We start from the raw sequence: 14,047 nt of genomic DNA on the forward strand, positions 1-14,047 counted from the left end.
CCGTCCCCGGCGCCGAAGACCTTATGCAGAAGCGCGGGGATCAGGGCGTCTGCGTCTTGAGCGAATGGTGCTGTATGTGCGCGCAGGCGTTGAATTTTCTCGTGAATTGCGAGCGCCTTGCGTTGCGCAGAAAGCGAAGGCATCCGAACCGGCATGGCTAGCAACATGTCGGGGCGGAGCCGTTCCCGTCGCGCGCCCTGACCTCGGGTGAGCTTGGCGAGTTCAGACTGAAACCAGTCTGTTCCCACACCGCCGCAGGATAGGCGCGAACATAGCAGGCGTCGCTGTGCGGCAGATCTAGCACGAAGAAGTGCGCCTTCTGCTCCACGCCGCCGATCACAACCATAGCCTCGCCAAAATCGGCCTGTGCGTGCCCGGCCGGGTGCGCCAGCGGCACGAACATCTCCTGGCCGCGCCGCGCCCGGTCGCGCATGTAGTCCTTGATGATCGTGTAGCCGCCGGTAAACCCATGTTCGTCACGAAGGCGATCAAAAACGCGCTTGGCCCTCGCAGACGCCGGTGCTGCTGACCTGGCTCAAGCGCAACCGCCCCGAAATCTATGCGCAGGCCGGCACGCTGCTCTTTGCAAAGGACATCCTGACCTGGCACCTGACCGGCGCCCGCGTCAGCGAGATTTCCGACATGTCGGGCGGCGGCCTGTTGCGCCTGCCGGAGCCAACCTATGATGAAGAGCTGCTGGCCCTCTACGGGCTCGATGACGCCATGGCGCTGATGCCCGAATTGTATGACCCCACCAGCGTCGTGGGCAGGGTGACGCCGAAGGCGGCGGCCGCGACCGGCCTCGCGGCGGGCACGCCGGTCGTCGCGGGCTATTTCGACGTCGTCGCCTCCGCGCTGGGTTCCGGCGCGGCCGGCGCCGGGGCGGCCTCCATCGTGGTGGGGAGTTGGTCGATCAACCAGGTCTTTTCCACCGCGCCGGTGCGCGACGAGCGCGTCTTCATGGTCTCGGCCTATGGCCGGGATCGCTTCGCCAATATGGAGAACAGCGCCACCTCGGCAGCCAATCTCGAATGGTATGTGCGCGCTCTTGTCGAACGGGGCGGGCATCACGACGATCCCTTCGGCTTCGTCAACGCCGCCGTGGGCGCGGTGGAGCCGGCAGCGAGCGATCCGATGTTCCATCCCTTTTTGTATGGCGGAAGGCTCGGCGCGCATCAGCGCGGCGGTTTCTTCGGCCTCAGGCCCATGCCGATGGCGAGGTCCTGCTGGCGGCAGGGGCGATCAACTCGCCCAAAATCCTCGAATGTTCAGGCGTGGGCCAGCCGCAAATTCTCTCCGAGCGCGGCATAGGCATCGTGCATGAAAGCCCCGATGTGGGCGAGAATTTGCAGGACCATCTCCAGATCAGGACGGTCTATCGCGTCAGCGGAGCGAAAACGCTCAACACCATGCTCAACAATCCCTTCGGCAAGGCGCGGATCGGCCTGCAATATGCCTTGAGCCAGAGCGGGCCGATGTCCATGGCCCCGAGCCAGTTCGGGATGTTTACCAAGTCCGATCCATCGCTCGAGACCCCCGATCTCGAATATCACGTCCAGCCGCTCTCCACGAATAAGCTCGGCGATCCCCTCCATCCCTATCCGGCGATCACCGTTTCGGTGTGCAACCTGCGGCCCGAAAGCGTGGGCAGCGTTCACATTCAATCCACCGTGCCGGAAACCCAACCCGACATAAGGCTCAACTACCTGTCGGCGCCAAGGGATCGTGAAGTGGCCTTGCGCTCGGTGCAGCAGGCGCGCCGGATCATGACCGCGAAGGCCTTGGCGCACTACCGCCCCGAGGAGGTGCTGCCCGGCCCGGCCCACCAGTCCGAGGAAGCGCTTCTCGATCAGATTGGCAATATCGCGACGACGATCTTCCACCCCGTCGGCACCTGCCGCATGGGGCCGGACGAGCGTTCGGTGGTGACGCCCGATCTCAGCGTTCGGGGTGTTTCCGGATTGCGGGTGATCGACGCTTCCATCATGCCGAAAATCGTTTCGGGCAACACGGCCTCCCTCGTGGTCATGATCGCCGAAAAAGCCTCGGCCATGATCCGGGAGGCGCGGTTGGCGTCTGCCTAACAACAGCAGAAGCAGCCAAGCTTTTCGCCCCATTTCCGTGATGTCGCAGGTTGGGGGTAGCGGTCCGCGTCTGTCAACGGCGGTCTGCTGCAACCGAAATTTCCCAATAATTGCAGTGCCCATCTATATCGCAGCGGGCGCGCCATTAACTAATTGATTTCAATGACTTAGCTGATGTTTTTTTTGCGCTGTTTCTCGTGTGATATTGCGCAGAATAGGATTTAGTGTGGGGTTTTTACCCTATAAATTTAAACTGGCTTAGAAATCCCGAATTTTTAGTGTGGGGTTTTCATCTGGAAGCATGATTTCTAGCATCTTGTAGATGAATTAGTTTGGTGGTGATGGTCGACTGCGTCGCTCCGTAGCGCTAGGTTCTGGCCGTTGTCGAAATGTCCGCTTTGCGCCCTCATTCCGGTCGTTCGAACATCTAATGCGTTTCGACAAAAGCGGAAGTGAACCTAGGCAGCCCAATGCTCTGCTTAATAATGTTCGGGCGGCGTTGGCGCTGCATGATCGCAGGTTCCCTGGAAATTCGAACTTGGCATGGCGTCGCCTTGCAAATGGTTCGTTGCATACCCATGTATCAATATACGTTTTCAGCCTCTATGGCGACCTGATCCCTCCGGCACAGCCGGGTGCTTAGCGATCCCCGATTTTGCGAACGTTTGTTCCTTGCCGCATATTGCGGCCGGGTAATAGTTCACGGCCATCGGCCGGGACTTTGAAAGACCAACATATGATCAGCGGCACCGTCAAATTCTACAATACCACCAAAGTTTTTCGCTTCATTGCGCCAGGTGATGGCAGCAAGGATGCCTTCGCCCATGCCAGCGCCGTCGAGCGAGCCGGGCTTTCAAGCTTGGGCGAAGGACAGAAGATTTCCTACGACATCGAAGATGGACGGGACGGCCGCGCTGCGGCCATCAACCTTAAGCTTCCCTGACCGGTAGTTTGCCTCCACATGACGCAAGACTGACATCGTTCAGATCCACCCGCCCATTGGAAGAACAAATGGCTATGATCCGGTTCGATTATGCCGCCGCCGCCGAGCTCTTTCCAAGCAAGAGCACGTTTAAATCAGCCCGGGTCGGCTACCGGCGCTTCACCACCGCTGCCGAAGCCGTGCGGTATGCCATCGAGGACATGCCAGCTCCCCTGCTGCGCGGCTCCTCGCTGGAAGTTGAGGAGGAGCGCTTCGACGGCTTTCAGATACGCGGCCTTTATGATGCTGCCGCTTTCCCCCTCGTGCGCGTCGCGCGGACATAAAAGCAAACCAGCCGTCACAGTGAAAGTTCTTGCACCTGGCGGTTCGGCTCTAATTCGGCCGACGGCTCTTAAGCGGCGCTCGTGACGAGATAAACAACAACCCAAGGGAGAATATCGATGCCTATTCCGAGCAAGATCATTCCTTTCAAACGCCAGGTCTATCCCGCCTTGGCCTCGGCGCAGGGGACAGAATATCCCCGTTTCGAGGCGGAACGCGCGCGCCCGGGGTTGCCATTGCGGATTACCCCGGGCTCAAAGGAAAAGCATGAGCAGCACACCTTCAGCTAACCGGACAGTGACGTTCCTGCTCCCTTTCAAACTGCCGGGCATGCAGGAACCGCATATGGCGGGGACATTCGAGATTCTTGCGGAAGAGGAACAGCTCGACGTCATGTGGGACGCGCATCGCACAACATTAAGCATTCTGTTGCGTTATCCCGGCCGCACCGAAGCCTTGCCCGTTACCGCCGGCGATCTTGAAGAGGCGATCCTCAATGATCGCCATTCGAACATAAATTCAGCGCTGTCCTAAACCATCAGATCAGCGTTCGTATTGCGACAGCAGCATGCTAAGCTGATCCCGGCGCGCTATCCCGCGCGTTTTTCCCGATACAGATCGGATTTCTCGTGAACCTCCCGGATTGGACTAAACCCGCACTCTACGGTGCGGGTGTCGGCGCCATTGCCCTGGCCATTATTGGCTTCACCTGGGGTGGCTGGGTCACCGGCGGTAGTGCTCAGGACATGGCAACCAAACAATCGGCGGCTGATGTCGTCTCGGCCCTGACGCCATACTGCGTGCAGCGCTCCCTCGACGACATCAATGCCGCGGCGGTGCTGGTCGAGTTCAATGCGGCAAGTGCATCGGGGCGCCGAGCCGTCATCGAAAAAGCAGGATGGGCCACCCCGCTGGGATCTGATGTGCCCAATCGCGCCTTGGCGCAGGCCTGTCAGCTCGCCCTGCAAGCCGAAACCTGAGCGGCCGCGCTCTGGCGAGCATAGGGATGGCGATTTTGCGAGGCAGGAATGGCAACGATGTACCTGGTGCAGACGTTCAAGCAAGTAGGCCGGAAGCTTGTTGCCCATCCGATCCAAGCCGCCAAGACGGCTGAAAGCGCGATGGCAACGGCCGAGCGGCTCGCGCCGACACGTGCTGGTGTCATCGCCTTTTCCCAGGAGGTCGACGTGGAAACCGACACCTATGACGAGCCACGCGTATTGCTCAGGCTGGGCAATCTGCCACCGGGGCTCATGGAATAGGCGGAGTTGCGGGAACACGCGGTAGGCTGAGTCCTGCCCTCCCGGCCTGTCCCCTTTCACCAATAAATAATCCGGGCTTCTTCCGGACGGCCGCCCGGCCGCATCCGGGCCGAGGAGCAATCATGGCCAAGGAACATAAGCGCAGTAATCGCGAGTTCAAAAAGCCCAAAAAGGTGCGGGAACCGGTCGCCGAGGCAGCCGCGACGCTGTCGAGCAAAGCGGTGCTGGAACGGATCGACCCCAAGAAGAAACGATGACCAAAGCGGCCGCAGCCGCGGGCGGCCAGATGCGGGCCGCCAGTCCCTGGCTCGATTCCGCCCCGGTACGCGAGGAATTGTTCGGTGTTGAGCGGCTCGAACAACATGCGCGCAGCCTGGCTTCCGCCCAGCGCATAACCGACCGCCCGCCCGCCGTGCTCTCGCTGCACAAAAGACTGAGAAGCAATGCGGCCGTCCTGCTGGCGGCCTATCGTGCCAGCGCCATGGAGATGGACAGCGATCGTGGCGTCGTGCCGGCAGCTGAATGGCTCCTCGACAATTATCACCTGGTCGAGGAGCAAATTCGCGAAATCCACGACGATCTGCCGGCAAATTACTACCGGCAATTGCCCAAGCTCGCCGATGGTCCATTCGCGGGTTATCCGCGAGTTTTCGGGCTGGCCTGGGCGTTCATCGCCCATACCGACAGCCATTTCGACCCGGAAACGCTGACCCGGTTCATCGACGCCTACCAGCAGGTCCAGCCCCTGACCATCGGCGAATTATGGGCTGTGGCGATCACTTTACGCATCGTGCTGGTGGAGAATTTACGCCGGCTGGCGGACCAGATCACGGCCGGCCGCAAGGCGCGCGCCGAGGGCGACGCACTCGCCGACCTGCTGCTCGCCTCCGGCGGTGGCGCGGCAATGGCGCGGATATCCGAGGCGCCTCTCAACGAGCTGTTTGCAGCGCAATTGGCCAAGCGGCTGCGCGATCACGATCCGAGCACCACGCCGGCCCAAGGCTGGCTCGAAGCCCGTCTCGCCCGACAGAACAGCTCCATCGAGACGGTTGTGCTGCACGCCCAGCAGCGCCAGGGCGCATCCAATGTCACGGTGCGCAATATCATCACCAGCATGCGGCTGATCTCCGACATCGACTGGACGGACCTGTTCGAAAGCGTCAGCCTGGTCGATGCAAAGCTAGGCGAAGCCGATGGTTTCACCCGCATGGATTTCGTCACACGCGATCTCTATCGCGGCGCCATCGAGTATCTGGCACGCGGTTCGCAGCTCTCCGAGCTCGATATTGCCCAAGCAGCCCTGTCGGCCGTTCGACAAAGCGATACACGTGTCGAAGCGGACCGGCAGAGCGATACAGGTTATCACCTGTTGGGACGCGGACGGCCGGCGCTCGAACGGGCCATCGGTTTCCGCATGCCCGGCCGGCTGCGTTTCAGGCGGCTGGCCGGCCGCCTCGGAATAGGCGGATATGTCCTGTCCATCGCCATCATCACCTTCGCCTTGCTGGGGCTGACCGGCTGGAGCCTGGCGGGCCTGGGGCTTCCCATGGCGCTGCTCTGGACGTTTCTGGCATTGGCGCTGCTCCCGGCCAGCGAACTGGCGACCGCGCTCGTTAATCGCGCCATTGGCTGGGGATTGGGATCCTCAAGCCTGCCTGGTCTTGAACTGGCGGAGGGTGTGCCGCCGGAGCTGCGCACACTGGTCGTGGTCCCGACGCTGCTCGTGGATCAGAAAACTCTTCTCGAAGACATCGAGCGGCTCGAAGTCCATTACCTATCCGGCGCAGGCGGTGATATCAGCTTTGCCCTGCTTACGGACGGGCTGGACGCCAAGGAGCAAATCCTCGACGGCGATGCCGCGCTTCTCGGCCTCGGCCGGGAGGCCATCGCTGCGCTCAACGCCAGGCATGGTCGCGGTCCCGCGGGTGATCGCTTCCTGCTCCTTAACCGCGAGCGCCGCTTCAATGCCAGCGAAGGCGTGTGGATGGGCTGGGAGCGCAAGCGCGGCAAGCTGCATGAACTCAACCGGCTGCTGCGCGGAGCGACCGATACCAGCTTTGTTACCGAAACTGGGGACGTGCCGACGGTCCCAGCCGACGTGCGTTACGTCATCACCCTTGACGCGGATACGCGATTGCCACGCGATGCGGCGTTGCGCCTGATCGGCAAGATGGCCCACCCTCTCAACCGGCCCCGCTTCGATACGACAGGCCGCCGCGTCATCGACGGCCACGCCATCATGCAACCGCGCGTCACCCCATCTCTTCCCCTCGGGCGCGAGGGCTCGCTCTATCAGCGGGTCTTTTCGGCGCCCGGCGGCATCGACCCCTATGCGGCGGCTGTCTCCGACGTTTATCAGGATCTGTTCGGCGAAGGCTCCTATACCGGCAAGGGCATTTATGATGTCGATGCCTTCCAGACGGCGCTGGCCGGTCGCATCCCCGAAAATACATTGCTGAGCCATGACCTGTTCGAGGGCGTTTTCGCGCGGGCGGGATTGGCCTCGGACATCGAAGTGGTCGACGACTTTCCCGCGCGCTACGACGTGGCCGCACGACGGCAGCATCGCTGGACGCGCGGCGACTGGCAATTGCTGCCCTGGATCGGCTCGGATCGTTCCGTGCTTGCGCCGGCCGCCTTTCTCGCATTGTCGCTTTGCTGCGTGATGCCGCTTCAAATCGGTATTGTCGCGGCTGCGGCGATCCTTGCCACGCTGGCAATCCCGGCACTGCTGCCGGCTCTGTTTGCCATCATTCCAAGGCGAGCTGGCCTGCAATGGCGCGCCCATCTGCGCGGCCTCCTTGGCGATCTCCGGATGGCGGGATTGCAGATTGGGCTTGGTCTTGCCTTTCTGCCCGATCAGGCCTGGCGCAATGGCGACGCCATCCTGCGCACGTTGTTCCGCCTCGCAGTGACGCGCCGGCATCTGCTCGAATGGACGACTTCGGCCAGTTCGGGCGGCCGGGCTCGACTTGCTCTCTCCGGCTTCTATCGAGACATGGCCGGGAGCACCGTTTTGGCGCTTCTCATGCTGGCTGCCGCGGTGATCGTCGCGCCGCTCACCTGGCCGCTGGCCGTGGCCTTCGGCACGATCTGGCTGGCCGCTCCTTCCATTGCCCTGCGCGTCAGCCGCGCGCCGCAGGCTCGGCTGGATAAGGCCCTTAGCGCCGCCGATGCCGACTATTTGCGCCTGACGGCGCGGCGCACCTGGCGCTTCTTCGAGACCTTCGTGACGCCCGAAGAGAACATGCTCCCGCCCGACAATTTCCAGGAAACGCCGCGTCCGGCCGTCGCCCACCGGACCTCCCCGACCAATATCGGGCTCTATTTCCTGTCAGCCGTGGCCGCACGCGATTTCGGCTGGGCCGGGACGCTCGAAACTATCGAGCGGCTGGAGGCCGGCCTTGCCACACTGGACAAACTCCCCCGCTACAGGGGGCATTTCTTCAACTGGTACGATACGCGCGATCTAAGGGCACTCGACCCAGCCTATGTGTCGTCGGTCGATAGCGGCAATCTCGCGGGTCATTTGATCACCCTTGCCAATACCTGCGAAGATTGGGCGGAGGCACTGCCGGCGGCCTCCTTCCAAGGGCTCTTCGATACGCTGACGCTTGCCAGACTGGCCTGCAAAGACGGCCCCGGTGAGGGCCATAGCGTGCTTTTGCCCGTTCTTGACGAAATCGCCGCCTTGCTGGCGGAGCCACGGTCCCTCGACCTCGTCACTCCGGCGCTGTTGCGCCTGATGGACAAGGCGCTCAAGTTGGTGAGTGCGTCGGCTCCGGTCCCGTCCGAGAGCGGCCCGAATCTTTTCTGGATCGTGGCCCTGCGCCGCGCCGTCGCGGAGGCAGCACGGGACCGGCAGGTTCTGCGCGACGATCCCGCGGCACCGGGAAATCGCCTCCTTACGCTGGCGCAGACCGCGCGCCGCATGGCGCTCGACATGGATTTTGCCTTCCTGCTCGATCCGGACAGGAAGCTGCTATCCATCGGTTATTCGCTGGCCGATAATGGCCTCGACAGCAATTGCTACGACCTGCTGGCCTCCGAGGCGCGGCTGGCCAGTCTCTTCGCTATTGCCAAGGGCGATGTCACCACCCGGCATTGGTTCCGGCTCGGCCGCACGGCGACCCCGCTAAGGAATGGCGCGGCCCTGATCTCGTGGTCGGGCTCGATGTTCGAATATCTTATGCCCTCGCTGGTGATGCGCGCCCCGGCCGGTAGCCTTCTCGATGACACCAACCGGCTGATCGTTGGCCGCCAGCAGGCTTATGGCCGGGCGCGCAATGTGCCCTGGGGCATTTCCGAGTCCGCCTACAATGCGCGCGACTATGAGTTCACCTACCAATATTCCAATTTCGGCGTGCCCGGATTGGGGCTCAAGCGCGGATTGGCGAGCAATATAGTCATCGCGCCCTATGCCACCGGATTGGCCGCCATGGTCGATCCGCGGGAGGCAGCGGAGAATTTCCGGCGCTTCGAGGCCATGGGCGCCCTGGGCGTGCATGGTTTTTACGAGGCGCTCGACTTCACACGGTCAAGGCTGCCCGAGGACGAGGATGTCGCCATCGTGCGGTCCTACATGGCGCATCACCAGGGCATGACAATGGTTGCCCTGGCCAATGTGCTGGACAACGGGCGCATGCGGGAGCGGTTTCACCGCGAGCCGATCATCAAAGCCAGCGAACTGCTGCTGTCCGAGCGCATGCCGCGCGACGTCGCCGTCATCCGGCCGCGCGCCGAGGAGGTGAGGGCCTCCATTGGCCCGGCGATCAACGCAGTCCCTTCGGTCCGCCGCCTGAGCCTGCCGCGCGATGCGGCGCCCGCTACTCATCTTCTGTCCAATGGCCGCTATGCGGTGATGCTGACCGCATCAGGCAGCGGCTACAGCCGCTGGCGCGACATTGCCGTCACCCGCTGGCGCGAAGATGCCACCCGCGACGATTGCGGGGCCTATATTTTCCTCAAGGACACGCAGTCCGGCCTGGTCTTTTCTCCCACGGCGCAGCCGATGAACGAGGCAGGTGAAGCCTCTGTCATTTTCGGTGAGGACCATGCCCAGTTCTTGCGCCGGGACGGCACGCTGGCGACGGAAATGGATGTCCTGGTCTCGGGCGAGGATGATGGCGAGGTGCGGCGGGTTTGCCTGACCAATAGCAGCCGCAGGGCGCGCGAGATCGAGGTGACCTCCTATTTGGAGCTGGTTCTGACCACACCTGCAACCGACAATGCCCACCCCGCCTTTGCCAAGATGTTCGTGGAGACCGAATATGTCGCCGAATTCGACGCGCTGATAGCCACGCGCCGCCAGCGTTCGCCCTCTGAACCTGAAATCTGGGCCGCCCATTTCGCCGTCGTCGAAGGCGAAGTCATCGCCAACCCGCAGCATGAATCCGACCGCGCCCGGTTTCTCGGGCGCAACCGCGCCATTGGCAACGCCGCGGCCATCCATGACGGGAAAGCTTTGTCGAACACAGTAGGCACCGTGCTCGATCCGGTGTTCTCGCTGCGCCGGCATGTGCGCATACCACCCGGCAAGGTCGCCCGGATTACTTTCTGGACGCTGGTGGCTTCATCGCGGGCCGAACTGATGGAACTGATCGACAAGCACCACGACCGCAGCGCCTATGGGCGCGCCCGTACCCTGGCCTGGACGCAGGCTCAGGTGCAGCTCTATCACCTTGGCATCGCGCTCGATGAAGCTGCCGACTTCCAGCGGCTGGCCGCACCCATCCTTTACGCCGATCCGCGTTTCCGGCCCAGCTCCGACGTCATTGCCGCCGGCATGGGGCTGCAATCGGGCCTGTGGCCGCAGGCCATTTCCGGCGACCTGCCTATCGTGCTTCTGCGTATCGACGCGATGGAGGACATGGCGCAGGTGCGGCAAATCCTGCGGGCGCACGAATACTGGCGCATCAAACGATTGGCGGTCGACCTTGTGATCGTGAACGAGCGTGGTTCTTCCTATATACAAGATCTGCAGAACGCTATCGAAGCGGCCGTGCGCTCCAGCCAGTCCCGGCCGCGCTTTGACGACAGGCCGGCGCAAGGCTCGGTATATGTGCTCCGCGCCGACCTGATGACCCTGGAAACGCGCAACCTGCTCAACGCCGCCGCGCGCGTGGTGCTGGCGGCGCGTCGCGGTCCGATCAGCGACCAACTCGCCTACCATGCCGGCATGGACAAGACTTCTGTTCTTCCTATGGTGGTGCCCGGCAGCCTCGTCTCGGCCGAAAATGTTGAACAGCCCGACGATCTGGAATTCTTCAACGGACTGGGCGGCTTTGCCCGCAACGGCACGGAATATGTCACCGTGCTCGAAAACGGTGCCACCACCCCGGCGCCCTGGATCAATGTCGTCGCCAATGAAGGCCTCGGCTTTCAGGTATCGAGCGAAGGCAGTTTTCACGCTTGGGCGGGCAATAGCCGCGAAAACCAGATTACCCCTTGGTCGAACGATCCGGTCGTCGACCCAGTGGGGGAGGCGATCTATATCCGCGACGAGGAGACAATGGCGCTGTGGAGCCCTACGGCACAGCCCATTCGCGACCACGGACGGTATGTGGCGCGCCACGGTTTCGGCTATAGCCGCTTTAGTCATCGGGCTCACGGCATCGAAAGTGATCTGCTGTCCTATGTGCCGCTCGCCGACCCGATCAGGATATCGCGGCTCACCCTCATCAATCGCTCGGGACGAACGCGACGGCTGTCGGTCACCAGCTATGCCGAATTCGTGCTCGGCACGCAGCGCGGCGTCACCGCCCCATTCATCATCACGGTCATTGACCCGCAGATGGGCGCGCTGTTCGCGCGCAATAAATGGACGAGGGCATTTCCCAACCGGGTCGGCTTTGCTGATATGGGCGGACAGCAAATCGCCTGGACAGCCGACCGCACCGCCTTTCTCGGACGCAATGGCGATGCCGCGACACCGGCCGCACTCATTGGCCAGGCGGCATTGTCCAGAAAGGCCGGGGCCGGATTGGATCCTTGCGCCGCGCTGCAGACCAATATTGAACTGACGGCAGGCGAAAGCATCGAACTGGTCTGCCTTTTGGGCGAAGCGGAATCCGAGGCGTCGGCGCGCGACCTGATCGCGCGATATCGCGCTGCCGACCTCGACGCCGTGCTGGACGAAGTCACCGCGCATTGGCAATCGGTGCTAGGCGCAGTGCAGGTCACCACGCCCGATCGAGCCATGGACATCATGCTCAATGGCTGGCTGCTCTACCAGACCCTGGCCTGCCGCATCCAGGCGCGCTCCGCCTTCTACCAGGCCAGTGGCGCCTACGGTTTTCGCGACCAGTTACAGGACGGCATGGCACTGACCCTCTGCAGGCCCGGGGATACCCGCGCCCATATCCTGCGCGCTGCCGGACGGCAATTCATCGAAGGCGATGTGCAGCACTGGTGGCTGCCTCATTCCGGCCAGGGGGTGCGCACACGCATTTCCGATGATCGCGTGTGGCTGGCCTTCGCCGCTGCCAGCTATGCCACCACGACCGGCGACGAAAGCATCCTTAATGAAACCGTCCCGTTTCTGGAAGGCCAGAAACTCGCCGAAGGCGAGCACGATGCCTTCTTCCAGCCCATGGTGTCCGAACGTTCAGCGTCCTTGTTCGAGCACTGTGCCCTCGGCCTCGACCAGGCCGTCAAGCTCACAGGCGCTCATGGTTTGCCGCTCATGGGGACCGGGGACTGGAACGACGGCATGAATCGCGTGGGCGAGGGGGGCAAGGGCGAGAGCGTCTGGCTGGGCTGGCTGCTGATCAGTGCCATCGATCTCATCATGCCTTTCGCTGAACAGCGCGATCCCATGCGCGCCAAGCGCTGGAAGAACCATGCCGCCCGACTTAAGACCGCGCTGGAGCGCGAGGCCTGGGACGGCGCCTGGTACCGTCGCGCCACGTTTGACGATGGCTCCTGGCTGGGTTCGAAAGACAATGACGAGTGCTGCATCGATTCCATCGCCCAATCCTGGGCAGTGCTATCGGGTGCGGCCGATCCGATCCGCGCGCTCAACGCCATGGCCTCGCTCGACCGACACCTGATCCGCAGGGAGGATGGCATAGCATTGCTATTCACGCCACCATTCGACAAAACGTCACGCGACCCAGGCTACATCAAGGGCTATCCCCCGGGCTTGCGCGAGAATGGGGGGCAATATAGCCATGCCGCCATGTGGGCAATAATGGCGTTCGCCAGGCTTGGCCTCAGCGAAAAAGCCCACGATCTCTTTGCTCTGGTCAACCCTATTAACCACGCTTCGGATATTCAGTCCGTCGCGCGCTACAAGGTGGAGCCCTATGTCGTGGCGGCCGATGTCTATTCGGTGCCCCCGCACATCGGGCGCGGCGGCTGGACTTGGTACACGGGATCGGCGGGCTGGATGTATCGCGCCGGTATCGAAGGCATTCTGGGGCTGCGGCGGCAAGGCGACGTGCTGGTTGTCGATCCCTGCCTTCCGGCGGATTGGCCGGAGTTTTCCGCAACCCTAAGCCTGGCGGGTACAAGCTGCGAGGTCATCGTGCGTCGCCGAAATGAACCACTTGGAACACCCAGCAGCGCCACAATAGACGGGATAACGCTGCTGCCGCAAAAAGGTCTCTTCCAGCTCCCGCTCGATGGCGGCAAACATGTCCTTGCAGTGGAGCTGGAACGAAAGGCCCCGCCTGACCCTTGAGGCTGGCGAGTGGAGCCGATGTAAATTAACGGTTATGGACGCACACGCATCGCTTCCAGCAAATAGGCATCCGCTACGACGCGAGTTTTTTCAATGCAGCTGTAGTCTTGGCAGGTCATACGGCTTGGAAAAGAACAAGGCGCCCTGAGGAATATCCTTTGCCGTGACATTCCTGTGCCCTGAACCGACAATGACACCTGTGTTTGGATAGCTCTCGGCGACTCCGCGCGCAAGTTCGAGCCCGTCCATGGATCCGGGCATGTCCACATCTGAAAACAAAATGGAGATTTCTGTCGTCTGCTGCAGATAGGCGAATGGCTTCGATCTGCCACTGCGCTCGGCCATATGCTCCATATCGGGCATCGGGGCCATCAAGGTCTTCGGCGATGCAGGCCGGGCAGACAAATACATTGCCGCGCGTCGGGGTCTCGCGGGTGAAGACCTGACCGGCGAGATCGTATGTGCGATCGCCCGTGCGAACCAATGTGCTCCTGCCGAAAATCGTGCCATCGGCTCCGCAGGCCTGAGCGAGGATCGCAACGCTGTCCGCCACGCCATCGACGATGGACTGGAAGGTGATGCCGATATCGTCGGCGAATTCACGGGCACCGCGACCGACCTTGAGGGCCACCCGCTAGCAGAAGCTCGCGGGCGTCTCGTCGGCTTGTGCGGGGAGCGAAAGGAAGGGATGGAGGATCATCAGCTGCTCCTCTTCATTTTCGCCGCAAGAGCAGCCTCGTCGTCGAGCATATCC

The 14,047-nt window shown here is 62.3% G+C and carries 11 protein-coding genes and 1 pseudogene; 10 read left to right on the forward strand and 2 right to left on the reverse strand.

Annotated elements, in window-relative coordinates; genetic code table 11:
• Positions 1 to 241 precede the first annotated feature (241 nt).
• Positions 242 to 505 (reverse strand): annotated as a pseudogene (locus VDP82_RS01365) (IS21 family transposase); the annotation flags it as partial.
• Positions 506 to 519: 14 nt separating this feature from the next.
• Here VDP82_RS01365 and VDP82_RS01370 point away from each other — a divergent pair.
• The 10 genes from VDP82_RS01370 to VDP82_RS01415 all read left to right on the forward strand — a co-directional run bounded on the left by VDP82_RS01370 (position 520) and on the right by VDP82_RS01415 (position 13,293).
• A complete protein-coding gene (locus VDP82_RS01370) occupies positions 520 to 1,311 on the forward strand; it encodes an FGGY family carbohydrate kinase (RefSeq protein ID WP_323013039.1) in 792 nt (263 codons plus the stop codon).
• On the forward strand, positions 1,257 to 2,084 hold the full coding sequence (locus tag VDP82_RS01375) for a GMC family oxidoreductase (protein WP_416347061.1): 828 nt from the start codon (positions 1,257 to 1,259) through the stop codon (positions 2,082 to 2,084). The genes VDP82_RS01370 and VDP82_RS01375 overlap by 55 nt, the downstream gene beginning before the upstream one ends.
• 736 nt (positions 2,085 to 2,820) lie before the next feature.
• Positions 2,821 to 3,027, forward strand: a complete 207-nt coding sequence (locus tag VDP82_RS01380; protein ID WP_323013040.1) for a cold-shock protein — start codon at positions 2,821 to 2,823, stop codon at positions 3,025 to 3,027.
• 74 nt (positions 3,028 to 3,101) lie between these two features.
• Positions 3,102 to 3,350 carry a hypothetical protein gene (locus VDP82_RS01385; protein ID WP_323013041.1) on the forward strand — a complete coding sequence of 83 codons (249 nt, stop codon included), beginning with the start codon at positions 3,102 to 3,104 and terminating at the stop codon, positions 3,348 to 3,350.
• Positions 3,351 to 3,467: 117 nt separating this feature from the next.
• On the forward strand, positions 3,468 to 3,638 hold the full coding sequence (locus tag VDP82_RS01390) for a hypothetical protein (RefSeq protein WP_323013042.1): 171 nt from the start codon (positions 3,468 to 3,470) through the stop codon (positions 3,636 to 3,638).
• Complete coding sequence (locus VDP82_RS01395; protein WP_323013043.1) at positions 3,616 to 3,882, forward strand: hypothetical protein; 267 nt, start codon at positions 3,616 to 3,618, stop codon at positions 3,880 to 3,882. The genes VDP82_RS01390 and VDP82_RS01395 overlap by 23 nt, the downstream gene beginning before the upstream one ends.
• A gap of 95 nt (positions 3,883 to 3,977) precedes the next feature.
• The gene (locus tag VDP82_RS01400) at positions 3,978 to 4,328 is read left to right on the forward strand and encodes a hypothetical protein (protein WP_323013044.1); all 351 of its coding nucleotides are present in this window, start codon (positions 3,978 to 3,980) and stop codon (positions 4,326 to 4,328) included.
• Between the two features lie 57 nt (positions 4,329 to 4,385).
• Positions 4,386 to 4,610 carry a hypothetical protein gene (locus tag VDP82_RS01405; RefSeq protein WP_323013045.1) on the forward strand — a complete coding sequence of 75 codons (225 nt, stop codon included), beginning with the start codon at positions 4,386 to 4,388 and terminating at the stop codon, positions 4,608 to 4,610.
• 122 nt (positions 4,611 to 4,732) lie between these two features.
• Entirely contained in the window at positions 4,733 to 4,867 is a 135-nt protein-coding gene (locus tag VDP82_RS01410) for a hypothetical protein (protein ID WP_323013046.1), read from the forward strand.
• Positions 4,864 to 13,293 carry a GH36-type glycosyl hydrolase domain-containing protein gene (locus VDP82_RS01415; protein WP_323013047.1) on the forward strand — a complete coding sequence of 2,810 codons (8,430 nt, stop codon included), beginning with the start codon at positions 4,864 to 4,866 and terminating at the stop codon, positions 13,291 to 13,293. The genes VDP82_RS01410 and VDP82_RS01415 overlap by 4 nt, the downstream gene beginning before the upstream one ends.
• Before the next feature lie 90 nt (positions 13,294 to 13,383).
• Here the strand turns inward: VDP82_RS01415 and VDP82_RS01420 are convergent, their stop codons facing one another.
• The gene (locus VDP82_RS01420) at positions 13,384 to 13,665 is read right to left on the reverse strand and encodes a hypothetical protein (RefSeq protein ID WP_323013048.1); all 282 of its coding nucleotides are present in this window, start codon (positions 13,663 to 13,665) and stop codon (positions 13,384 to 13,386) included.
• Positions 13,666 to 14,047 lie beyond the last annotated feature (382 nt).

Source organism: Devosia sp., from assembly GCF_034675085.1.
Lineage (GTDB): Bacteria > Pseudomonadota > Alphaproteobacteria > Rhizobiales > Devosiaceae > Devosia.

What these genes read in the sequence shown, in the direction of transcription:
- VDP82_RS01405 (WP_323013045.1), top strand. Translation starts at nt 4,386, where the DNA reads ATGTACCTGGTGCAGACGTTCAAGCAAGTAGGCCGGAAGCTTGTTGCC.
- VDP82_RS01380 (WP_323013040.1), top strand. Translation starts at nt 2,821, where the DNA reads ATGATCAGCGGCACCGTCAAATTCTACAATACCACCAAAGTTTTTCGC.
- VDP82_RS01390 (WP_323013042.1), top strand. Translation starts at nt 3,468, where the DNA reads ATGCCTATTCCGAGCAAGATCATTCCTTTCAAACGCCAGGTCTATCCC.
- VDP82_RS01415 (WP_323013047.1), top strand. Translation starts at nt 4,864, where the DNA reads ATGACCAAAGCGGCCGCAGCCGCGGGCGGCCAGATGCGGGCCGCCAGT.
- VDP82_RS01420 (WP_323013048.1), bottom strand. Translation starts at nt 13,665, where the DNA reads ATGGCCCCGATGCCCGATATGGAGCATATGGCCGAGCGCAGTGGCAGA.
- VDP82_RS01395 (WP_323013043.1), top strand. Translation starts at nt 3,616, where the DNA reads ATGAGCAGCACACCTTCAGCTAACCGGACAGTGACGTTCCTGCTCCCT.
- VDP82_RS01410 (WP_323013046.1), top strand. Translation starts at nt 4,733, where the DNA reads ATGGCCAAGGAACATAAGCGCAGTAATCGCGAGTTCAAAAAGCCCAAA.
- VDP82_RS01385 (WP_323013041.1), top strand. Translation starts at nt 3,102, where the DNA reads ATGATCCGGTTCGATTATGCCGCCGCCGCCGAGCTCTTTCCAAGCAAG.